22 protein-coding genes are annotated in these 20,789 nt (G+C 67.3%); 10 read left to right on the top strand and 12 right to left on the bottom strand.

Features of this window, described 5'->3' with window-relative positions; translation table 11 throughout:
• The first annotated feature begins 1 nt into the window (after position 1).
• From ACFYMC_RS02515 to nrdJ, 8 genes are all read left to right on the top strand, one after another.
• The gene (locus ACFYMC_RS02515; RefSeq protein ID WP_388517573.1) at positions 2-463 is read left to right on the top strand and encodes a toprim domain-containing protein; all 462 of its coding nucleotides are present in this window, start codon (positions 2-4) and stop codon (positions 461-463) included.
• A 2-nt stretch (positions 464-465) separates the two neighbouring features.
• Entirely contained in the window at positions 466-789 is a 324-nt protein-coding gene (locus ACFYMC_RS02510) for a hypothetical protein (RefSeq protein WP_388517570.1), read from the top strand.
• The gene (locus tag ACFYMC_RS02505) at positions 786-986 is read left to right on the top strand and encodes a hypothetical protein (protein ID WP_388517567.1); all 201 of its coding nucleotides are present in this window, start codon (positions 786-788) and stop codon (positions 984-986) included. Before ACFYMC_RS02510 ends, ACFYMC_RS02505 begins: the two co-directional genes overlap by 4 nt.
• Entirely contained in the window at positions 986-1,195 is a 210-nt protein-coding gene (locus ACFYMC_RS02500) for a hypothetical protein (protein ID WP_388517564.1), read from the top strand. Before ACFYMC_RS02505 ends, ACFYMC_RS02500 begins: the two co-directional genes overlap by 1 nt.
• Positions 1,192-2,379: a hypothetical protein gene (locus tag ACFYMC_RS02495; protein WP_388517561.1), complete on the top strand. Its 1,188-nt coding sequence runs from the start codon at positions 1,192-1,194 to the stop codon at positions 2,377-2,379. The genes ACFYMC_RS02500 and ACFYMC_RS02495 overlap by 4 nt, the downstream gene beginning before the upstream one ends.
• Positions 2,376-2,708 carry a hypothetical protein gene (locus tag ACFYMC_RS02490; protein ID WP_388517558.1) on the top strand — a complete coding sequence of 111 codons (333 nt, stop codon included), beginning with the start codon at positions 2,376-2,378 and terminating at the stop codon, positions 2,706-2,708. The genes ACFYMC_RS02495 and ACFYMC_RS02490 overlap by 4 nt, the downstream gene beginning before the upstream one ends.
• Complete coding sequence (locus ACFYMC_RS02485) at positions 2,708-3,094, top strand: hypothetical protein (RefSeq protein ID WP_388517555.1); 387 nt, start codon at positions 2,708-2,710, stop codon at positions 3,092-3,094. Before ACFYMC_RS02490 ends, ACFYMC_RS02485 begins: the two co-directional genes overlap by 1 nt.
• A gap of 80 nt (positions 3,095-3,174) precedes the next feature.
• The gene (gene nrdJ, locus ACFYMC_RS02480) at positions 3,175-5,259 is read left to right on the top strand and encodes a ribonucleoside-triphosphate reductase, adenosylcobalamin-dependent (RefSeq protein ID WP_388517552.1); all 2,085 of its coding nucleotides are present in this window, start codon (positions 3,175-3,177) and stop codon (positions 5,257-5,259) included.
• A 53-nt stretch (positions 5,260-5,312) separates the two neighbouring features.
• On the opposite strand, the gene tgmC is transcribed toward nrdJ, so the two are convergent.
• From tgmC to ACFYMC_RS02430, 10 genes are all read right to left on the bottom strand, one after another.
• Positions 5,313-6,527 carry an ATP-grasp peptide maturase system methyltransferase gene (tgmC, locus tag ACFYMC_RS02475; protein ID WP_388517549.1) on the bottom strand — a complete coding sequence of 405 codons (1,215 nt, stop codon included), beginning with the start codon at positions 6,525-6,527 and terminating at the stop codon, positions 5,313-5,315.
• Positions 6,524-7,480, bottom strand: coding sequence for an ATP-grasp ribosomal peptide maturase (gene tgmB, locus ACFYMC_RS02470; RefSeq protein WP_388517546.1), 957 nt, complete (start codon positions 7,478-7,480; stop codon positions 6,524-6,526). The genes tgmC and tgmB overlap by 4 nt, the downstream gene beginning before the upstream one ends.
• A gap of 5 nt (positions 7,481-7,485) precedes the next feature.
• Complete coding sequence (gene tgmA / locus ACFYMC_RS02465; RefSeq protein WP_388517543.1) at positions 7,486-7,749, bottom strand: putative ATP-grasp-modified RiPP; 264 nt, start codon at positions 7,747-7,749, stop codon at positions 7,486-7,488.
• A 290-nt stretch (positions 7,750-8,039) separates the two neighbouring features.
• Complete coding sequence (locus ACFYMC_RS02460) at positions 8,040-8,273, bottom strand: hypothetical protein (RefSeq protein WP_388517540.1); 234 nt, start codon at positions 8,271-8,273, stop codon at positions 8,040-8,042.
• Positions 8,270-8,569: a hypothetical protein gene (locus ACFYMC_RS02455; protein WP_388517537.1), complete on the bottom strand. Its 300-nt coding sequence runs from the start codon at positions 8,567-8,569 to the stop codon at positions 8,270-8,272. The genes ACFYMC_RS02460 and ACFYMC_RS02455 overlap by 4 nt, the downstream gene beginning before the upstream one ends.
• A gap of 25 nt (positions 8,570-8,594) precedes the next feature.
• Entirely contained in the window at positions 8,595-9,830 is a 1,236-nt protein-coding gene (locus ACFYMC_RS02450; RefSeq protein ID WP_388517534.1) for a helix-turn-helix domain-containing protein, read from the bottom strand.
• Positions 9,831-9,954: 124 nt separating this feature from the next.
• Entirely contained in the window at positions 9,955-10,242 is a 288-nt protein-coding gene (locus ACFYMC_RS02445) for a hypothetical protein (RefSeq protein WP_388517531.1), read from the bottom strand.
• A 243-nt stretch (positions 10,243-10,485) separates the two neighbouring features.
• Complete coding sequence (locus ACFYMC_RS02440; protein ID WP_388517528.1) at positions 10,486-11,196, bottom strand: hypothetical protein; 711 nt, start codon at positions 11,194-11,196, stop codon at positions 10,486-10,488.
• A 103-nt stretch (positions 11,197-11,299) separates the two neighbouring features.
• Positions 11,300-13,309: an acetate--CoA ligase gene (gene acs, locus ACFYMC_RS02435; protein WP_388517525.1), complete on the bottom strand. Its 2,010-nt coding sequence runs from the start codon at positions 13,307-13,309 to the stop codon at positions 11,300-11,302.
• A gap of 193 nt (positions 13,310-13,502) precedes the next feature.
• Positions 13,503-15,908, bottom strand: coding sequence for a bifunctional SulP family inorganic anion transporter/carbonic anhydrase (locus ACFYMC_RS02430; RefSeq protein WP_388517522.1), 2,406 nt, complete (start codon positions 15,906-15,908; stop codon positions 13,503-13,505).
• Between the two features lie 223 nt (positions 15,909-16,131).
• On the opposite strand from ACFYMC_RS02430, the gene ACFYMC_RS02425 reads away from it, so the two are divergent.
• Positions 16,132-17,478 carry a hypothetical protein gene (locus ACFYMC_RS02425; RefSeq protein ID WP_388517519.1) on the top strand — a complete coding sequence of 449 codons (1,347 nt, stop codon included), beginning with the start codon at positions 16,132-16,134 and terminating at the stop codon, positions 17,476-17,478.
• Positions 17,479-17,482: 4 nt separating this feature from the next.
• Here the strand turns inward: ACFYMC_RS02425 and ACFYMC_RS02420 are convergent, their stop codons facing one another.
• Entirely contained in the window at positions 17,483-18,469 is a 987-nt protein-coding gene (locus tag ACFYMC_RS02420) for an ATP-binding protein (protein ID WP_388517517.1), read from the bottom strand.
• Positions 18,470-18,571: 102 nt separating this feature from the next.
• On the opposite strand from ACFYMC_RS02420, the gene ACFYMC_RS02415 reads away from it, so the two are divergent.
• Positions 18,572-19,393 carry an oxidoreductase gene (locus ACFYMC_RS02415; RefSeq protein WP_388517514.1) on the top strand — a complete coding sequence of 274 codons (822 nt, stop codon included), beginning with the start codon at positions 18,572-18,574 and terminating at the stop codon, positions 19,391-19,393.
• A gap of 392 nt (positions 19,394-19,785) precedes the next feature.
• Here ACFYMC_RS02415 and ACFYMC_RS02410 read toward each other — a convergent pair whose 3' ends face one another.
• Positions 19,786-20,631 carry an HAD family hydrolase gene (locus ACFYMC_RS02410; RefSeq protein ID WP_388517511.1) on the bottom strand — a complete coding sequence of 282 codons (846 nt, stop codon included), beginning with the start codon at positions 20,629-20,631 and terminating at the stop codon, positions 19,786-19,788.
• Between the last annotated feature and the right edge of the window lie 158 nt (positions 20,632-20,789).

Raw genomic sequence — 20,789 nt, 5'->3', positions numbered from 1 at the left:
GATGCTGGCCATCCCCTACCTGGACCGCAACGGCAAGCCGCTGACGATCCGCTTCCGGTGCCTCCAGGAGCACAACCACCGGGACTACTTCCACGGGAAGTACAACACCATCAAGGACGACGTCCCGCGCATGTACGGGATCGACTCCATCCATGAGGCCGGCGACACGATCCACATCACCGAGGGCGAGCTGGACCGGGCGGTCCTGCGCAAGCTCGGGCTGTACGCGGTCGGCGCTCCCGGCGCGAACATGTGGCAGCCCCGACACCGCCGGATGCTGGCCGGCTTCTCTCGGGTCTGGGTCTGGGGAGATCCGGACGAGGCCGGCGCGGAGTTCTCCGCGAAGATCTGCCGCCAGCTCCGCACGGCGAAGGCCGTGCGGCTGCGGTCCGGCGACGTAACCGACGCGTACCTGGCAGGGGGCGCGGACGCGGTCCTGTCTCTTATCGACGACGAGGTGTGATAGTGGAACAGGCGACTACGACAGCAAAGCCGAAGCGCGCCCCCCGCAAGGTCGACCCCCTGGCCAAGCTCCTCAACGAGGTGAAGGCCGAGATGGGCAGGGTCGGCACCACCACCACGACGCCTGCCTTCCGGCGCCAGTCCCACGACGGCAGAGCAGCCGCCTGGGGCCGCGAGTACGCCAAGACGGGCAGCCTCGACGCTCTGCTCCTGTCCCTTGCCTTCGAGGTCGGCGCGAGCACGGCGCTGGAGGTGCGCTACTCCCTCGTTCAGCTTGCCGCCGCAGCCCTGGCGGAGGTCGAGCGCATCGACAAGGCCGGCCGATGAACGAGGAAGAGTTCGGGCCCGAGCTGCCCGACGCCGAAGGCATCGAGCTGCCGGTCATCGACCACTACGCAGCCGTCAAGCGTGCCGCCACCATCGTCGGCGACCTGCGTAAGGCGCTGCGCGAGGAGGGCTTCACCCGCGAGGAGACCTTCGACCTGGTCCAGGCGTACTGGGTCTCCGAGATGGGGGTGATCTAGTGCCCCTCCCCGGCATCCCCGGTCCCTCGCTCGATCGGATCTGGGCCTCCCTCGGAGAGCGCGAGCGGGACCTGTTCTTCGACCACCTCTTCGGGGGCACGTCGGCCGACTGGCTGGCCACCACCCTGCGCAAGCACGGACATGACGTGTCCGCCACGACGATCCGAACCTATCGGCGCTCCCTCGCGCCAGAGGGAGTACGAGAGTGACCACACTGAAGGACGAGCTTCTCGCGAAGCCGATCGGCCCGAGCGTCCCCGCCAGGACGACGGACCCGGACCGCGACTTCACCAAGCAGATCGAGGTGACCGGCGACCAGGCGGCCGTGACCGTGCGGGGGCCGGCTGACGGGGTCGACGAGGACGCCGCGACCGCCTACCTGCGCACCCAGGGCCTGGACCCCGCGGAGTGGCGGGCCACCGGCTTTCGCTCCTCGGAGTGGACGATGGCGAACGGGGACACGGGCGTGTCGACCCGCTTCACCTTCGCCCGCCAGGGCCTGGTCGAGCAGACGTACCCGATCGACGACCTCCTGGAGGTGATCGAGCGGGCCGCGCTGACCCCGACCATCGCGGACACCGAGGGCGACCATACGTTCATCGTGTCGCTGGGTGACATGCAGTTCGGCAAGATCGACGGTGACGGCGTCGAGGGGACGCTGGCCCGGACGGTCGAGTGCCTGAACGCGGCGGCCGACCGGCTGAGCTGGTACCGCGAGCGGTTCGCGATCGAGCACGTCCACATCGCCTGGCTCGGCGACCACATCGAAGGGTTCGTCTCCCAGGGTGGGGCGAACACCTGGCGCACACAGCTCACGCTGAACGAGCAGATCCGCCTCACCCGGCGCGTGATGCTCCACGCGATGCTCACCTTCGCGCCGATGGTCAACCGGGTCACGATGGCCGCCGTCCCCGGCAACCACGGCGAGGCCGTCAGGATCAGCGGCAAGGGCGTGACGCGGTACGACGACTCGCACGACACCGAGTCCCTGATCGCGGTGAAGGACGCGGCCGACCTGAACCCCGGCCTCTTCGGTCACGTCGAGTTCTTCGTCCCGGACACGGACGAGCTGACCGTCGTCGTCGACTGCTCGGGCACCGTCGTGGCCCACGCCCACGGGCACCAGTGGAGGCCCGGCAAGCACTTCGAGTGGTGGAAGGGCCAGGCGTTCAACCGCGAGTCCGCGATGCACCAGGCGGACCTCCTGCTCGCCGGCCACCTGCACCACGAGCACGTCGACACGGACGGGCCGCGCACGTTCCTCCAGCCGCCAGCCATGGAGAGCGAGTCCACCTGGTGGCGGCACGCCAAGGGGACGACCGGAGCACCCGGACTGATCGTCGCAGTGACCAAGGACGGGCGCGTGCCCGTGAAGGAGGTAGTGAACAGTTGAAGGTCATCGAGATCACCAACGCCTACGACAGCGCCGAAGAGGCGTACGCGGACTGGACCCTGTTCGCCGAAGAGGGCGTGAAGGGCATCGTCCAGGCAGTCGCCCGGTCCTTCGGCCGCGACTACGGCCTGACCCTGGAGGCGGAGGACGCCTACCAAGAGGCGCAGATCATCCTCGCCACTCAGTCCCGCAAGGCGCGGGCAGCGCTCGCGCAGGGGCCCGGCGTGCTGCACCGCTGGCTGCACCAGAGGCTCCGGGACAGGTTCCTGACCGAGGCCGGCCACCGTGCCGGACATGCCTCGTACGACGTACTCACGGGCGCGGCCTGATGGGGTACCAGCGCGCGGACGTCGAGCACGTCCTGCCGTACCTGTTCGACGCGGAAGCGGCGTACGGGATCAAGTCCGAGGTGTACGTCGAGGACGGGATGCCCAAGGGCTACTCGGACCCTAGCCACGGCAACAGCATCTTCGCCGCGCTGTCCGACGTGCGGCGGGCTTGGCGGGACACGCCCCTCACGCTCGTCGAGCGGCAGGCGGTCCTGATGCGGCACGTCCTGGACGTCGAGCTGAAGGTGATCGCCGCCTTCCAGAGCGTGGAGCCGTCAACCGCGATGCGACGGCACGAGCGAGGCGTCGGGAAGCTGACGGCTTGGCTGAACGGCGAGACCTACGTGGACGGCTACGACTCACTGCCTGAGCTGGCCGCCGCGTAAGAGCGAGGACTGGGGCGGGTCTCGATGGCCCGCCCCCTCGCTGACCCAAGTGTGTTAGAGAGACAAGGGAGTTCTACTCAGTGACTGACTTCGACGTTCCGTTCGGCCCGACCGGCAAGACCGTCTACGAGCGCACGTACAGCCGGACCCTGGCCGATGGCTCGAAGGAGCAGTGGCCGGACACCGTCCGCCGCGTCGCCAAGGGCAACCTCGCCCTCGTCCACGGAGCCGACGAGACGGCCTGGAGCGTGGACGTGAAGGCCGAATACAACGAGCTGGTCTCCCACATGGACCGGTTCGCCATCATCCCCGCAGGGCGCCACCTGTGGGCGACGGGAGTGAAGGGCAGGCAGTACCTCTTCAACTGCCACGTCGCACCGTGGGGCGACAAGCTGTCCCGGCACTTCGAGTTCCAGTTCATGCGCCTGATGGAGGGCGGCGGCGTCGGCGCGAACTACAGCTCGCGCTTCCTCGCCCCCTACGGTGCACCGCGCCGAGAGCTGAAGGTCCACATCGTGTGCGACCCGATGCACCAGGACTACGAGGAGATGAAGGCTGCGGGCGTCCTGTCCGAGGAGTACAACTCCGACTGGGCCGGCGCCTTCGAGGTCGAGGACTCCCGCGAGGGCTGGTCCGACGCCATGGTCGACCTCCTCGACACCTTCATGGACGACCGCGAGGTCAAGCACGCCGACCGCGTGTACGACGTGAGCCGAGTCCGCTGCAAGGGCAGCCGGCTGAAGACCTTCGGCGGCACCGCGTCCGGCCCCGGCCCGTTCGCCCGCATGATGCTGGAGATCGCGGCCGTCATGAACCGGGCCGTCGACCCGTACTTCTTCGGCTTCGGCTCGCACCTCTCCCCGGTCGACGCGATGGAGATAGCCCACGCCATCGCCGAGTGCGTCGTCTCGGGCGGCGTCCGCCGCTCGGCCCGCATGGCGATCTGCCACTGGGACGACGACGCGATCGACGACTTCCTGGAGTGCAAGGCGGACGGCTCCAAGCACTGGACGACGAACGTCTCGGTCGAGATCGACGACGAGTTCCTCGCCGCGCTGAACAACCCGCAGCACGTCCAGCACGCCAACGCCTCGTTCGTGCACGAGCAGGTCGTGAAAGGGATGCTCCTCAACGGGGAGCCCGGCTACTGGAACAGCTCCGCCTCGAACGCCGGCGAGACGGGCACGGTCATCGCGACCAACCCGTGCGGCGAGATCGCGCTGGAGCCCGCCGAGAACTGCAACCTCGGGCATGTGAACCTGGACTACTTCGCCCCCATGGCGAGCGGCGCCAGGATCGACCTCCGCGGCCTGCACCGGGCCCACGAGCTGATGACCCGCTTCCTGATCCGCGCCACCTATGGCGACGTGAACGACGACCAGCAGTCCGGCCTCCTGGCCCGCAACCGCCGGATCGGCGTCGGGCACCTCGGAGTGCAGGGCTTCCTCGCCAAGCAGGGCATCCGCTACTCGAAGGCCCCCTACAACGAGGCGTTCCGGGCCCGACTCATGGACCTGTACGACACGGCCCGCGAGACGGCCCGCAAGTACACCTTCGAGCTGCGCATCCCCGAGCCCGTGAAGGTCACCACGGTCGCGCCGACCGGCTCGATCGCCAAGCTCCCCGGCGTGACCGAAGGCATCCACCCGATCTACGCCAGGCACTTCATCCGACGCGTGCGGTTCTCGATGCCGGACCCGGCGCAGGCCAAGACGGTGAACGACGCCATGCTCGCCGGCCACCTGGTCGAGAAATGTGTCTACGACCAGTCCGGCAACACCATGGTGGTCGCCTATCCGACGAAGGAGAAGCTCGTCGCGGAGGTTGAGGCTCTCGGCCTGGACCCGGCGGTCGTCGAGGCCGCCGACGAGATCGACCTCCATCAGATGCTCGCCTTCCAGGCGATGTACCAGGAGTGCTTCGCCGACAACGCGGTCTCGTTCACGGTGAACTTCCCCGAGGGCAAGTACGAGGTCGCCGAAGCGATGGAGATCATCCGGGCGTGGCTGCCCGAGCTGAAGGGCACCACCCTGATGCCGGACAACACCCGTCCCCAGTCCCCGTACGAGCGGATCACCGAGGAGGAGTTCGCCCAGTACGAAGTGACCTCGATCGAGGACTCCACGGACGAGGACTGTGCGACTGGAGTGTGCCCGGTCCGGTAAGACACTGAGGCCCCCGACCCAGCGAAGGGTCGGGGCCTACGCGTCTCGACTGGCTACGGCCGGTTGGTCAGCCGGTGCTGCCAACGCAGCGCCGGCTCGTCGCCGATCCAGTGCGACGACGTGCGAGTGGCGATCTGCTGACCGCCGATCCAGTACGTGTGACACCGGTCGGTGATGTGGAGCCGAACAGCGGTGATGTCCGGACCGCCGGCTCCCTGCCAGGCCATGATGGCTTCCTCGACGTCATCCCAGATGGTGACGGGTCCACCCTGACGGACTCGCCAGCCGTCGCCATCGGGGGTGAACTCGGCGAACGACTCGCGTTCAGGGTCGAAGAGATAGAGGAGCTGCGTACCCTCGTTCGTGGTCGCGCGGACGAGCTGAGCGCCGGGGGCCGCGACTTGGGCGAGGAAGGCAGGCATCCACTCGTCCAGCATGAGCGGCGACACCTTCGTCTGCCGCTCGCTGTCGGCATAGGCCGTGCGCGCAGAGAGATCGCCAGCAACCGGAGCCGCCGCCTGCGATCGAGCCTGCATGAACGAGGCCCGCCCGATGATCCGGCCTTCGGCCGTCCCGTCTTCGTTGACAATCACCTTGGCGAGGCCGGCACCGTTTGCCCACGAGCCGACCGTAGCCAGGATGATCCCACCGGGCTTGGTCTGTCGAACCCAGGCGTAGGGGATACGGCGGACTGCACAGGTGGCGATGACCCGGTCGTAGGGCGCACGACGCGGGTGGCCAAGGAGGCCGTCGCCGGTCACGGTCCACGTAGAGAAGCCTGCGGCTTCCAGCGCGGCATCCGCGCGCGAAGCGACTTCGGGATCGACCTCCACGGTCGTCACGTTGTCCTCGCCGAGGCGGTGACACATCAGGGCAGCGGAGTAGCCGGTGCCGGTGCCGATCTCCAGGACCTGGTGCCCGTCCTGCACGTCCAGGCTTTCGATCATGCTGACCACGAGCGCCGGGGTCGTCGAGGAGGAGGTGGGCAGGCCCGCAACGGGCTCGCTCACCTGGTCCGCAGTGAGGTGCCCGTCGAGCTGCGTGGTCAGCGTGTCGGGGGCGTACGCGATGCGTACCCACTCGTCGGGGTCAGACCCGACAGCCGTCACGGGCCGCCACCGACCACCCTCGTACAGGAATACCCCGGGGTTGAGGAACAGCTCGCGCGGCACCGACTCTACGGCTGCTTGCCAGGCCGGCGTCGTGAGGGCGCCTTCCTGCACCAGTCGGCCAGCAAGGACTCGCCTCTCGGTAGCGCCGTCGCTCATGTGGTCACTCCTGCTAGTAGGGCCGCGAAGGCGGCGGACATCTGTAATCCGGTGTGCGGCTCCAGCCAGCCCCACTGACCGTTCGGGTTCAGCTCCAGCCACCACAGGCCGCCCGCCTGGTCCACGGCGAAGTCGAAGCTGCCGGAGACCAGCCCGTAGTGATCCAGATAGGCGAGGAGCGCCTTCTCTACTGCTGCGGGCAGGTCTACCACGCTGTACGACAGGGCCGAGTAGTCCTTGCGCCAGTCCAGCAGGCCGGACGTGATCCGCACGGCGAACACTTGCTGCCCTACGACCAAGACCCGTAGATCGGCCACCTTGTCCACGACGGCCTGAAACAGGTGGGGCGTCACCCGCAGGCTCTCGTCGATCTCCGAGGCGGTGACGGGGTCGGCCCACCCGGTCACGGCAACGCCGTCTCGCTGGTAGGGCGTCCAGCGCAGCGTTTTGTAGATCACCCGATCGTGCGCTGAGATGAACTCTCGTGCCTCGTCGGGGTCGTTGGTCACCAGCGTCGGCGGTACCGTGAGGCCGAGACGTTGAGCCGGGGCGAGCTGTGCAGGCTTGTAGTCGGCCGCCGCCACTCGGAGGGGATGGTTCACCCAAAGGGGGCCCTCCATGGCGTAGAGGGCACCACCAAGCCCGTACCGGACCTGCGCCGAGGCGAACTGAGAGTCATCCTGGTCCAGGCCGGAAAACGTCGGCCAGATGGGGCGACGCCAGTACACCGCGCGGACGCGGGCGAGGTCGGCGGTTCTCGACGGGGTACGCACGTGCCCGGCCACAGGGGCCGGGCACGTACCGAACCGAGCCGAGACCATCAGGTCTGCCCCGATGTCAGCCGGGTTGAATCTGACGACCGGCACATCGAGCCGGTTGAGTTCCGCGATCACCATGTCGGCAGTGACGTCATCCGCTTCGGTGGCCACGAGAACCGGCCTCTCCTCGGTCACGGGCATCAGTCCGTGTCGCTGCCCTGGTCGCTGCCCTGGTCGTTGCCCGACTGACCGTCCGAACTGGTGGAGGTCTTCGTCTCGGTGCCGGTGCCCGTGCCGTGCTTGCCCATCTCGATGACGCGGCCGGCGTGGTCGCGGAAAACGCCGAGCTGCGTGTCGGGATCGATGGAGATCGATGCGTGGGGGCGGGGGATGGTGGTGGGGTACGGCGCAAGTCGGCCGACGCCCCACGGGCGAACGGCGGTCAGGTTTGCGGAGGCAGTCATAAGTGCTCCTCTGGGTCTGAAGGGCGGTCTCTGCCGAGGCCGCCCCTATGGGCCGCTACGGACATGTGCCGACCGCCTCAGCCGATGGCCGCATCTGGGCTGGCGGCTGGGCGGTAGTTGGGGACCCGCCCTGAGCGCAAACAGCGGTGGGGAAACCGTCTGCACGGGGTATTCAGCTCAGGGCGGGCCAGCTCAAGGGGCGCTCACCAGGGCGACGCCGAGGACCAGGCCGCACGAAGCGCTGATCACGACGATGAGCAGGACGCCGGCGTACCGGCCGATGGCGCGGATCACGACTTCATGGCCGTTCGATACGGCCGCGTGATGACCTCGCGGTAGGAGGTGTGGGACGGATTCCGTCCGGAGTGCTCCAGCGCCCAAGTCTGGGGAGCCTCCCAGCTCCCGCTGTCGTCGGACTTCTCCTCGCACTCCCTGCACTGCATGGCGTGGGTCACCGGCTCCGAGCCGGACTCCCGGTCGGGCGTGATGGTCCAGCTCTTGAAGGCGAGCACCGAGCGAGTCACCGGCCCCACCTTGATTGGTTGTTGGTGGCGGCCAGGCGGGCACTCAACTCCTCGCGGGCGGGGGCGGGCCGGACGGTGCTTGGCTCGGCGTCCCACTCCTTGCCTCCGTTGAGGGGGCGGAGTTGAACCTTGCCGCCGACCTCCCCCATCACGAAGCCGATCTTGCCGGTGCCCAAGTCCTTGGCCACCTCGCCGATACCCGGTCTGGTTTCCTGGTCGCTCGCCATGACCACGAAGTTACGAGCAGTGACGTGCACGAACCACGCACGGGCCGTGGTTATTTGCTGACTGGCCATCAAAAGCCGCTATGGAGCGTAGTAGTTAACCCGTGATGCCCAGGTGAAGGGCCATCCCGCGCATCTCCTCAGTGAGAGTCCGCTTACGGGACTTCAGGAGGTCCTCCATGATGTATCGAGCCATCGGCTGATGCTTCAGCCACTCGGGAGACGACTCCTTGAGAGCACCGAGTTCATCCATGGCATCTTGGTGCGAACCCAGTTTCGTATGGGCGCGGGCCACATCCAACCGGTGCCGGTCCCAACTGTTCGTGCTTGGTTGGCCCAGCTTCCTGAGCGCCTTGGCACTTACCGGGCCAGCGTCCGCCCTGTCGAGCACCCCCCGGAAGTCACCGATCAGGGAAAGGTCTTCGATCGCCTTCGCTTCGGCCGTGACCGGGCCGAAGGTGGTCCAGTGCTGCCGGAAGTCAACGTGCTCGCGACTCAGTGCACTGGCAGCTGTGGCGGTCATCTTGCGGGCCTGCTTGGCGGTGTCAGGACGGTTGTTCCTGATCGCGGCGGCTGCCACTCGCAGGAGCAGCTCACCCCAAAGGGCGAGTTCCCCAGGTGTCGCCGTGGACATTCGCGGCTCGATCTCATCGGCCGTCACGGCAGCGAGGTGCTCAGCCTCGTCGAAGCGATCCTGCCGCAGGAGCAGCCAGGCCATCCCGACAACGCCGGTCGCGGCGATGCTCCTGTTGCCGACCTCGCGTGCGTCCCTGATTCCCAGCGAGATCGCGTGATAGGCCATGTCGTCGCGTCGAATCTGTGTGAGGTACTTGCCGGCGAGCAGGAGGGCGCTACCTCGAATAGCGATGGCCTCGTTGCGAGCTTCGCCTTCTTCGGCGACAGTCACAGCGGCCTCGGCGTCACGGAGGATGCCGGGGAGCTTCTTGGCGACGCTGTCGTAGTGGTCCGCATGGTAAAGGGCGTGGCTGTCGTCGATCTCCCGGCGCACGGACTCCAACGACGGGGCTTTGTTCGCCTGCACCAGGACGTCTCGGAGCCCGATCGGTGGCATTAGCGCTCGACGCAGTTCGGAGAGCTTCGGACCATCACCCTCGTTGACACGGACGGGGGCCGGTGCCTCGGTGGCGAAGAGTTCGCTTGTGGTCGTCCCTAGGGCGCGAGCGAGGGCATGGATGCTTTCAACGGAGAGGTTCCCGCCCTGCTCAGCCTTGCGTACCAGCCCTAAAGACAGGCGGGCCGCCTCGGCAAGCTGCTCTTGGCTCATGCCAGCCCGGCGGCGGTGCTTACGGACGTTCTCACTGAGCGACGACATCGAATCACCTCTCGCCCAGAGTATTCCCTTCCGGTAAATACCGAAGTCCCCTGGGGGACTTACCGGACCTTCGGATGGTCGTGACGGAGCCCTGCCGCACGCCCGGCGGGGCTCCTCCACCAAGTCAGAAGGTCTCGCCGTCGGAGCGTTCGACGCGAAACCTTGCGGGATTCCCAGGGGTGGGAGGGGCTCCCGCTCCGTGCGGTGCCTGGAAGGCTCCCTCCCTGCCGTCCGGGAGTCGGAGCCGCACATGCCCTGTGTTGGCGATCGCCCGCCATACGGCCGTGTCCTCGATGGCGACGGTGCCGCTCTCGGATGTATGAAGCCCGATTCGTTCCTGGCGGAGGTCGACGACGACAGGCGCTTCGCCCGTTTCGGTGACGGCCGTGGCCTGGCTGTGGGTGCGAGTCATGCGGACCAGACTAGAGCGCCACTGGAGCCCTTGACCTCAACGCCCAGCCCGCACTGTATGACCCGTACGTGTCAGACGGTGCAAGCTGGGCGTGCTTTCAAGGATCTTCGGGAATCCCCTACTCCTCGTCGCTCGCGCCCGTCGCCCGCTGCTTCATGCCGTCAGCGATGCGACGTACGCTATCTGCATCCGTGAGACCTGTCGGCCTCCCGTCAGGCTCTATCCATCGGCTTGGGTGGAGGACTACGGATCACTCGGCGTGGGCCGAACCTCGGTCGTCCTCGGGTTATAGGGACGGATGCGCTCGGCGTTGCGGGCTGGCTCAGGGAACAAGATTCCTATGCGGCCCCTCATGAGCAGCAGGAACAGGTGGGTATCGAAGCACAAGGTGTCGGCTCGCTCGGGGCTTGCGAGGTCTTTCGAAGCAAGAAAGATCGGTCCGCCTGTGTCGGCGCTCAGGGAGAACGATGCCGACACAGGGTCTCCATGTATCAGGCCGTTGTATGTCTTGACAACCTGCTTGAAGACATCGAGCATCCCGTCGACCACTTGGCCGCCTGGAGTCGAAGCGAGGGAACGCAGCCGATCCTGAAGCGTCGGTCGGCCTCCGTATGCCCAGCCCGACTCCCACAGCGGCACGTCTTCTGGGTGTTGCACGAGGTGGCAGATGGTTGCAGCCCGCTCCATCAGGGGACGCAACAGCACGTAGCCGGAAAGAAGGTAGCCCTGGCGGACCATCTCGCGGATGCTGAGGGCGATCGAGAAGGCTGATGGGGCGATCTCGGCGACAGATCGTTGAAGGTCCGTGAGGCTTGCTGTGCGAGTCCAAGAGCCAACCTGACGCGACAACTCCGCCGAGGAAGAGATCAGCAGGTCAAGTTCATGGACCCAAGGCAGCCCGAGGTAGGGCTCGTTGTCCGGGGTGAAGATCGCTACTTGCCCGTCTCGGTCCATGGGTTGAGCATACGGGCGTTGGCTCCGGTCCGACCGGAGAAAGGAAGCCTGGGGTGGCGATCCCACCCCAGGCTTCGCCCGCGCTCACGGGCAGTGATCTTGGTCAGTCCTCGTCGGACTGGCGTCCCTTCATACCGTCAGCGATGCGACGTACGCTATCTGCATCCGTAAGGGTGGTGACGTCGCCCAGCTCCCGGTTCTCTGCGACATCGCGCAACAGCCGGCGCATGATCTTGCCGGACCGCGTCTTCGGCAGCTCCTGGACCGGCAGGATCCGCTTGGGCTTGGCAATGGGGCCAAGAGTGGCTCCGACGTGGTTGCGCAGCTCGGCCACCAAGCCCTCGTCCTCGTGGGCGCTGCCCCGGAGAATGACGAAGGCGACGATCGCCTGCCCCGTGGTCGCGTCCGCGGCGCCTACCACGGCTGCCTCGGCTACCGCCGGGTGCGAGACCAGGGCGGACTCCACCTCGGTGGTGGAGATGTTGTGACCGGACACCAGCATCACGTCGTCGACCCGGCCCAGCAGCCAGATGTCGCCGTCGTCATCCTTCTTCGCCCCGTCGCCGGCGAAGTACTTGCCCTCGAATCGAGACCAGTAGGTGTCGATGAACCGCTGGTCGTCACCCCAGATGGTGCGGAGCATCGACGGCCACGGCTCGGTGAGGACCAGGTAGCCGCCTCCGCCGTTGGGAACCTCGTTGGCTTCGTCGTCCACCACGGTCGCGCTGATACCGGGCAGCGCACGCTGGGCAGAACCCGGCTTGGTCTCGGTCACACCTGGCAGGGGCGAAATCATCATGGCGCCGGTCTCGGTCTGCCACCAGGTGTCGACGATCGGGCAGCGGCCCCCGCCGATGTGCTCGCGGTACCAGACCCAGGCCTCGGGGTTGATCGGTTCGCCGACCGAGCCGAGAACCCGCAGGCTCGACAGGTCGAACTTGGCGGGGATGTCGTCCCCCCACTTCATGAACGTACGGATCGCCGTTGGCGCCGTGTACAGGATCGTGACGCGGTACTTCTGCACGATCTCCCAGAAGCGGCCCTGGTGGGGAGTGTCCGGAGTCCCCTCGTACATCACCTGGGTGGCGCCGTTGGCCAGCGGACCGTAGGTGATGTACGAGTGTCCCGTCACCCAGCCGATGTCCGCCGTGCACCAGTAGACGTCGCTCTCGGGCTTCAGGTCGAAGACGGCGTGGTGGGTGTAGGCGGCCTGGGTGAGGTAGCCACCCGAGGTGTGCAGGATGCCCTTGGGCTTACCCGTGGTGCCCGAGGTGTAGAGGATGAAGAGCGGGTGTTCCGCCTCGAAGGCCTCCGGGGTGTGCTCGGCGGACTGCCGGCCCACCACCTCGTGCCACCAGACGTCACGTCCCTCGGTGAACGTGGTCTCCTGGCCGGTACGGCGGACCACGAGAACGTGTTCCACCTGCGGGCACTTGGTCGCGGCCTCGTCGATCGCGGGCTTGAGGGCGGACGGCTTGCCACGGCGGTAGCCGCCGTCCGCCGTGATGACGAGCTTGGCGTCGGCGTCCTGGATGCGTGAGGCGACGGCGTCCGCGGAGAACCCACCGAAGACCACCGAGTGCGCGGCGCCGACGCGGGCGCACGCCAGCATGGAGATGACGGCCTCGGGGATCATCGGGAGGTAGATGGCGACGCGGTCACAGGCCCGGACGCCGAGCTCGATCAGGGCGTTGGCGGCCCTGGAGACCTCGTCCTTCAGGTCCGCGTAGGTCAGCACGCGGCTGTCACCCGGCTCGCCCTCGAAGTAGATGGCGACCCGGTCCCCGTTGCCCGCCTCGACGTGCCGGTCAACGCAGTTGTACGCCACGTTGAGCTTGCCGTCCGCGAACCACTTGGCGAAGGGCGGGTTGCTCCAGTCGAGTGTCTCGGTTGGTTCGCTCTGCCAGCTGAGGCGGCGGGCCTGCTCGGCCCAGAAGCCCAGCCTGTCCTCCTCAGCCCGTTCGTACGCCTCCGCCGTGACATTGGCGGTGGCGGCCAGCGAGGCGGGCGGTGCAAACCGCCGCTCCTCCTTGAGCAGGTTGGCCAGGCTTTCGTTACTCACGACATCTCCCTTTCCAAGGGTGTCCGTTGTGTCCGCAAGGGCATAGCTCATCAGGCGCGACGGGCACGTGACAAGAGCTTGCCGAAAGTTGGTTTAGACCTCTAGGTCGCCGTGCCGTCGGTTGAGGAGGAATCGACGTGTCACAACGAGGCAGCAGCCGCTGCGACCTCTTCGCGCAGCCGATCGCTCGGCGGTGACCACGGGAAGAGGCCAGACGGTCTCACGGATCACGGACGGTCGTGGTTCAGGCGGGTGCCCTGTCTCGGCTCGGGGAGGTCCCGGCCGACAGCGGCCCGTCCGCCCGCGCCTTGGAGTCGAGGAAGGAAATGGGCGCACCTTCCGCCTCGAACTCCCACGCCTGCTCGGGGCCCTGGCTCGGCGTGACACTGTCGAACACATGGTGGTCGTACCAGTCCTGCCCAGCCCCCTCGGTGAGTAGGTAGGCCTGTGCCTCGCCAACGTGGAAGTACATCCCGTGCAGCTCCAAAGTGCCCTCCGCCAGTCGTCGGGCCACCGACCCGTGAGCGCGCAGGTGATCCAGTTGCTGCACCACGTTGGTCAGACACAGCTGCTCGACCGCGTCTGCCGGAAGCCGGCCCGAGATCCTCGCCCACGAGTGGTGGCGGCTGCCCATCCGCTGCAGGCTCGGCATTCCGTGGCGCAGCCACCTCTGCAACGGGCTCGGTTGAGCGTCGGGGCGGGTGTTGAGGAGCGCTTGCATCGCGCCGCAACCCGAATGCCCACAGACCGTGATGCTGTCCACCTGGAGCACGTCCACGGCGTACTCGATCGCTGCTGCGACAGAGTCGTCCCGGGACTCCTTCCCTGGTGGAGGCACGAGGTTGCCGACGTTGCGCACCGTGAACAGATCTCCCGGACCACTTGAGGTGATCATGCTTGTGACCAGCCGGGAATCCGCACAGGTGATGAACAACTGGGAGGGTTGCTGCCCTTCACGGGCCAACCTGGCCAGCTCACTGCGGACCAGTGGCGCGGTGTCGCGCTGGAAGGCGCCGATCCCACTGACCAGTTGACCCACGCCGCGGCTGGGCCGAACCGGGGCGGTGGCGGGCTCCTGCTGGCGGTGGTCACAGTGGTTGCGCCAGGGGGTCCAGGGGCGACAGCAGTGATGGCCCTGACCACGCCCCGAGGTGGCGATCGGTGTGCCTGAGCGGTCCGAGATCTTCACCTGCCCGCCGTGGGCCACATGCGAGTCGTGCCAGTCCTGGAGTGCTTCGAAAGCAGCGTGGTCCATAAAGGAACCGTCCAGCTCCACCACCACTTGAGCGCGTGGTGGGACCTGACTCAGCACGCGACTGAGGCGGGGTACCGCCAGGAAGGTCAGCTGACCGCGGGCCCGGACCCGGTGCACCGCACCGTCGAGCTCTAGGGTGATCTTGGTGCGGGCCAGTCTGGTCATGGCCATCGTCACTGCGACAGCGACACCGACCGCCACTCCCTCCAGCACCCCCCCGAGCACCACGACCACGGTCGTGGCGACGTAGGCCGGTACCTCGCGGTGCCGCCCGATGCTGCGCATGTGCGTGATGTTGACCATCTGCACCCCGACGAACATGACGAGGGCGGCCAACACGGCCAACGGGATCAGTTCGAGCACCGGAACCAGCAGGAGCGCTGCGAGGAGCACCCACAGTCCGTGAAGCAGCGTCGAGTTCCGACTGGTGGCCCCTGCGCGGACGTTGGCCACGCTTCGCACTGCCACTCCGGCGATTGGAAGGCCGCCGAGCGCGCCGGAGACGATGTTGGCCACGCCCTGGCCCTGCAGCTCCCGGTCGAGGTCGGTGCGCGGCGGCCGGGTCCCGTCTGCCGCGCTCCCGTCGGCGTTGCTGCGGGCGGCCACCAGCTTCTCGGTGGCTACGGCGGACAGCAGCGAGGACACGCTCCCGACCAGGGTGATGGTCAAGACGGCGGCGAGGATGCCGAGGACGGGTCCTTCGGGTAGCTGCGGAAGCGCATGGCTGCGCCAGGAGGGGAGGTCCACGCGGGGCAGGTGCAATCCGGACAGTGTGGCGAGAGCGGTCGCCCCGGCAACAGCGGCCAGTGCGGCGGGCATGATGCGCAGGATCCGCCCGCTCCGCCCGGGCAGACGGGGCCAGACGATCAAGATGGCCAAGGTCAGGGCGCTGATGCCGAGATCCGCCGGGTGGAGGTCGGCCAACTGTGAGGGGAGCCCTCGCACATTGGCGATCGTCGAGCTCTGCGGGGTGCCACCGAGCACGATGTGCAGTTGGGCCAGTGCGATCGTCACACCGATGCCGGCGAGCATGCCGTGCACGATGGCGGGGCTGACGACAAGTGCCGACCGCGCGGTCCGCAACAGGGCCAGGCCTACCTGGGCGACTCCGGCCAAGACGGTGATGGCGCAGGTGGTGCGCCATCCGTAACGCTGAATCAACTCTGCTGTGACGACCGTCAGTCCAGCTGCCGGGCCGCTGACCTGGAGCGGCGCTCCTCCCAGGCGCCCCGCCACCAGGCCGCCGACAGCTGCGGCGACGAGCCCGGCCTGGAGTGGAGCGCCGGTGGCGAGCGCGATGCCGAGGGACAGCGGCAGCGCGATAAGGAAGACCGTGATCGAGGCGGACAGGTCGCGACGAGATACGTGCATGCTTTCGGTTCTCCTCCGGGGCATCGGGTGCGGCGGGGGATTCTCTGGATCAGAGTCTCAACTCTAAGTAAATGGATCGTAATGCAGAGTAAAGTCTCCTGGGTGGATTGTTGGGCAATTGGAGTAATTAATCCATCTCATGGGTGATTAAGACTTTTTTTCGGCTTGTCGAATAATGCGACAAGCTGCCCTCGTGTGAGCTTGCACCGGAGAACCCGCAGACGCACAGGAAGAGGGTGGGCGGATGATGGCCGCCTCGAAGACCGTCCCCAGGGCCGCCTCGAAGACGATCGCGGGTGGCGTGGCCGTTGCGGCGCTGGCGCTGGGGCTGGCGGGCTGCACCGGAGCGCAACCGGCCAAACGCCCCGCACACGCACCTCCGGGCGAGGGCACGGCGGCCCCCGAGGCCGCACCCGGCAGCGTCAGCCGACTGATCGGCGACGGTTCCACCTCGTACACGGGCCGGCAGCCGAACGTGGCCGTGCCGCAGAAGTTGAAGCCAGGTCAGAAGCCTCCGCAGTTCGTGGTCTTCTCCTGGGACGGCGCCGGCGAGGACAGCCAGCAGCTCTTCTCCCACTTCCGCAAGGTGGGTAAGAAGTACAACGCCAAGATGACCTACTTCCTCAGCGGGCTGTACATGCTCCCCGAGGAGAAGGCGGACCTCTATGACCCGCCCCGGCATTCCGCCGGCCGCTCCGACATCGGTTTCGGCGACCTCAAGGGCATCCGTGCCACGGCCGAACAGCTGCGCGGCGCATGGTTGGAGGGCAATGAGATCGGCACCCACTTCAACGGACACTTCTGTGGACCCGAAGGCGGTGTCGGCACCTGGACCGTCGACGAGTGGAAGAGCGAGATCAACCAGGCCAAGTCCTTCGTGAAGAACTGGAAGGGCAACTCCGGCCTCAAGGACGTCAAGGCCCTGCCCTTCGACTACGACAAGGAACTCATCGGCGCCCGCACGCCCTGCCTCGAAGGCCAGCTGAACTTCATGCTGGCGGCCAAGGACATGGGCTTCCGCTATGACTCCAGCGGCATCAGCAAGCAGATCTGGCCAAAGCGGAGCCACGGCCTCTGGGACATCCCGCTCCAACTGGTGCCCATGCCGGGGCGCAGCTTCGAGACCCTCTCGATGGACTACAACTACATGGTCAACCAGTCGGGAACCACTTCACAGGGCGACCCGAACATGCACGACTACTGGGGTGACCAGATGCGCGACGGGCTGCTCAAGGCCTTTGACCGCGTCTACCAGGGAAACCGCGCCCCGTTGATCATCGGTAACCACTTCGAGTCCTGGAACGGCGGTACGTACATGCGCGCCGTCGAGGAGACCATCGCGGGTGTCTGCACCCAGCAGGACGTCCGCTGCGTGACGTTCCGGGAACTCGCCGACTGGCTCGACGTGCAGGACCCCGAGGTGCTCACCAAGCTGCGCGACCTCGACGTCGGCGAGTCGCCGGAAGAGGGCTGGAAGGCGTACTTGGCGCCGCCCCAGCCCGCGCCTGCCCCGCCGAGGGCCGGGGCAGCAGGATCGGCGCTGGCGCCGGCCGGCCCGCCGCGCCCCGCGAACGCCCCCAAGGCGGTCGAGTAGGCCCTTACGCGGGTTGCGGGGTAGCCAGTCGTTCATGAAGGACGAAGTCGGGGTCGACCTGGGCTGCCAGGTCGACCCCGGCCTTCGCATTGCCCCAACTCTCTGCGTTCTTGCGGTGGAAGTGCACCATCTGCTCGGTGTACCGGGCCCAGTCCCGCAGGGCATAGGCGTCATCGGCCGCGTCCTGGAGGCGCTGCAGCGACACGCGGTTGTGTGCCTCAAGCAGTTCGAACCGCGCCGGCCGCCCCTTCTCCATGGACCGCACCCAGTCCGAGTGCCCGACGGTGACCAGCAGGTCCTCCCTGACCTGGTCGCGGAGGAACTCGACGTCCTCTCGCCCCTGCACCTTGTTCCCCACCACCTTCAGGGCCACCCCGAAGTCCTTCGCGTAGTCCCGGTACTGGCGGTAGACGGATACGCCCTTGAGGGTGGGCTCTGCGACCAGGAAGGTCATGTCGAACCGGGTGAACATGCCGGAGGCGAAGGAGTCGGATCCGGCCGTCATGTCGACCACCACGTATTCGTCCTGGCCGTCCACCAGGTGGTTCAGGCAGAGTTCCACGGCTCCGACCTTGGAGTGGTAGCAGGCCACGCCCAGGTCCGACTCCGCGAAGGGCCCGGTGGCCATCAGACGGACCTCGGTGCCGTCGAGCGTGATCGGGCGAGCGCAGGCCTCGTAGACCGGATTGTCCTCGCGGACCCTCAGCAAGCGGGAGCCGGTCCCCGGCGGTGTGGTCTTGATCATCGAATCGGCGGAGGTGATCCGGGGATTGGAGCCGCGGAGGTAGTCCTTGATCAGGGGCAGCTGTGCGCCCATCGCGGGTAGTTGTGCGCTCTCGTTCTCGTTCAGCCCGAGTGCGGCACCGAGGTGCTGGTTGATGTCGGCGTCCACTGCGACGACGGCGGCCTTGTTGGCGGCGAGGTGGCGAATGAAGAGCGAGGACAGCGTGGTCTTGCCGCTGCCGCCCTTCCCCACGAAAGCGATCTTCATGTTCACCAAGAGTAGCGGCTCAGTAGCTTTGAGTGGCGTGATTGAGTGAAGATGGCCACTCCGACAGGGCGTCGGGACCAGGGGTGCGTAGGCTCCCTACTTATGAGTACGTCAGTCGATCCCCTCGCCCCGCTGGCCGCCCTGCCCGGCGTCGCCGAGTCCGTGGACTCCGTGCGCAAGGCGGTGGACCGCGTCTATGGGCACCGGATCATGCGTCGCCGGAGCAACGAGATCACCTCCGAGGCCGCCCTGCGGGGCGCTCGCGGCAGCGCGGCCCTCTCGGGCGCGGACTGGGAGCTGGAGGAAGTGCGGAGGCGGACCGATTTCGGAGCCGAGGCGCAGGCGCTGACCGTGGGAGCCGCCCTGCGGTTGACTGCGGAGGCCGGCCAACTGCTCAGTATCTGGAGGCAGTCGCCGCTGCGGGTGCTGGCCCGCCTGCATCTGGTGGCGGCCGGTGGCGCTGTACCCGGTGAAGCCGTCGGGCGCCCCCGGAAGGCCGCCGAGCCGGTGGACGAGCCGTTGGTGGATCTGCCCCTTCCGGCAGCCGAAGAGATGGCGGGCAGGCTCGACGGACTGGCCGGACTGATCATCTCCGGAAGCTCGGCGCCCGCGTTGGTGTCCGCCGCCGTGGTGCACGGCGAACTGCTCACGCTGCGCCCCTTCGGCTCGTGCAACGGGCTGGTGGCGCGGGCCGCGGCGCGGGTCGTGCTCGTCGGTAGCGGGCTCGATCCGAAGTCAGTGTGCCCGGCTGAGGTCGGTCACGCCGAACTGGGTCGGGCTGCCTACCAGGAGGCTCTGGCCGGGTATGCGTCCGGGACACCTCAAGGCGTGGCCGCGTGGATCGCCCACTGCGGGCGGGCTGTGGAGCTAGGGGCGCGGGAGTCCACTGCGGTCTGTGAGGCGCTTCAGCGGGGCGCCGCCTGAGCTCGCGGTCGGGGGCGCACAGGGTTGCGGCGACACCGTTTGAGCTTATGGTGTCGCCGCTGGCACTTGCGCCCAGTTACCAAGCGTCCTCGAAGTGTGCCCATCAGGCCGGGAACTTCTGCCCGTTGCCTGGTGCGGCTGGCCCGTAATCGACGGGTCGACGTCGCGTGGGTGCTCGGCGTTCGTGCTTCGGTCCGTGGGGCCATTTTGCGGTTCTAAAGATGATCCTCTCGGATGTCCTTGGTCTCGCGGGCCGTTGCCTCATTTGTACCTCCATCCCGAAGCGAGCGGAACCCCTGGCTGCACTTCTTTACTTTTAGTGGCGAAGGGTGGCGAAACGGACGGGCTTGTCGCGGAGGGTCTCGCACCTGGGCCCACCGGTGGCCCAGGGCTCAGGCCAGGGCCCCGCGGCGTCGGCTCGCGTACCAGACCAGTCCCGCGGTCGCGGCGGCTGCTCCCACCGCTGCCGCGGCCACCAGGGCCGGTCGAGCCGGAATGGAGAACTCCGGGAGTCGCTGCTTGAGGCGCACGGGGCGGCTGAACCCCAGGACCGGCCAGCCCCTGGCCAATGCTTCCCGGCGCAGGGATCGGTCCGGGTTGACCGCGTGCGGATGGCCCACCGCTTCCAGCATCGGAATATCGGTGACGGAGTCGCTGTAGGCGTAGCAGCGAGAGAGGTCATAGCCCTCTGACTCGGCCAACTGGCGAACGGCCTCCGCCTTGGTCGGCCCGTAGGCGTAGTACTCCACCTCGCCGGTGAAGCAGCCGTCCTCGCCCATCACCATCCGGGTGGCAACCACCCGGTCGGCTCCGAGCAGCTCTCCGATGGGCTCCACCACCTCCGCACCGGAGGTGGACACGATCACCACGTCGCGCCCGGCGGTGTGGTGGTCCTCGATCAACGAGGCGGCTTCGTCGTAGATGATCGGATCGATGAGATCGTGCAACGTCTCCGCGACGATCTCCTTGACCTGCTGCACGTTCCAGCCTTTGCAGAGCGCGGAGAGGTACTCCCGCATCCGCTCCATCTGGTCGTGGTCCGCGCCGCCCGCGAGAAAGACGAACTGGGCGTACGCGGTGCGTAGTACAGCGCGGCGGTTGATCAGTCCGCCTTGGTAGAAGGACTTGCTGAAGGTCAGCGTGCTCGACTTCGCAATGACCGTCTTGTCCAGGTCGAAGAAGGCGGCTGTGCGGGGCAAGGAGTGGTTTTCCACGCCATGAGCATATGCGCCCACCATTCGGCGTAAGGTGTGGCGCGTGGGTTTGCTTGAGAAGGCTCTCGGGTACACCATGGAAGTCACGGATCGTTCGCGACCGTGCTAACCCGGTCCGGCTCCTCCCCCCCCGAGTCGGCCGTGGGGACGACCCCCGCTCTCCCCCCCGGCGGGGGTCGTCG

The sequence above is a fragment of the Streptomyces sp. NPDC006879 genome, assembly GCF_042869595.1.
Lineage (GTDB): Bacteria > Actinomycetota > Actinomycetes > Streptomycetales > Streptomycetaceae > Streptomyces.
This window is presented reverse-complemented; position numbering and strand designations above follow the sequence as displayed.

Bases quoted from the DNA above. Each gene is read 5' to 3' on its own strand.
- tgmA (WP_388517543.1), bottom strand. From the start codon at position 7,749: ATGACTGCCTCCGCAAACCTGACCGCCGTTCGCCCGTGGGGCGTCGGC.
- ACFYMC_RS02445 (WP_388517531.1), bottom strand. From the start codon at position 10,242: ATGACTCGCACCCACAGCCAGGCCACGGCCGTCACCGAAACGGGCGAA.
- tgmC (WP_388517549.1), bottom strand. From the start codon at position 6,527: ATGAGCGACGGCGCTACCGAGAGGCGAGTCCTTGCTGGCCGACTGGTG.
- acs (WP_388517525.1), bottom strand. From the start codon at position 13,309: ATGAGCTATGCCCTTGCGGACACAACGGACACCCTTGGAAAGGGAGAT.
- ACFYMC_RS02515 (WP_388517573.1), top strand. From the start codon at position 2: ATGCTGGCCATCCCCTACCTGGACCGCAACGGCAAGCCGCTGACGATC.
- ACFYMC_RS02505 (WP_388517567.1), top strand. From the start codon at position 786: ATGAACGAGGAAGAGTTCGGGCCCGAGCTGCCCGACGCCGAAGGCATC.
- ACFYMC_RS02450 (WP_388517534.1), bottom strand. From the start codon at position 9,830: ATGTCGTCGCTCAGTGAGAACGTCCGTAAGCACCGCCGCCGGGCTGGC.
- ACFYMC_RS02440 (WP_388517528.1), bottom strand. From the start codon at position 11,196: ATGGACCGAGACGGGCAAGTAGCGATCTTCACCCCGGACAACGAGCCC.
- ACFYMC_RS02415 (WP_388517514.1), top strand. From the start codon at position 18,572: ATGAGTACGTCAGTCGATCCCCTCGCCCCGCTGGCCGCCCTGCCCGGC.
- ACFYMC_RS02455 (WP_388517537.1), bottom strand. From the start codon at position 8,569: ATGGCCAGTCAGCAAATAACCACGGCCCGTGCGTGGTTCGTGCACGTC.
- ACFYMC_RS02420 (WP_388517517.1), bottom strand. From the start codon at position 18,469: ATGAAGATCGCTTTCGTGGGGAAGGGCGGCAGCGGCAAGACCACGCTG.
- ACFYMC_RS02410 (WP_388517511.1), bottom strand. From the start codon at position 20,631: ATGGTGGGCGCATATGCTCATGGCGTGGAAAACCACTCCTTGCCCCGC.
- ACFYMC_RS02425 (WP_388517519.1), top strand. From the start codon at position 16,132: ATGGCCGCCTCGAAGACCGTCCCCAGGGCCGCCTCGAAGACGATCGCG.
- ACFYMC_RS02430 (WP_388517522.1), bottom strand. From the start codon at position 15,908: ATGCCCCGGAGGAGAACCGAAAGCATGCACGTATCTCGTCGCGACCTG.
- ACFYMC_RS02485 (WP_388517555.1), top strand. From the start codon at position 2,708: ATGGGGTACCAGCGCGCGGACGTCGAGCACGTCCTGCCGTACCTGTTC.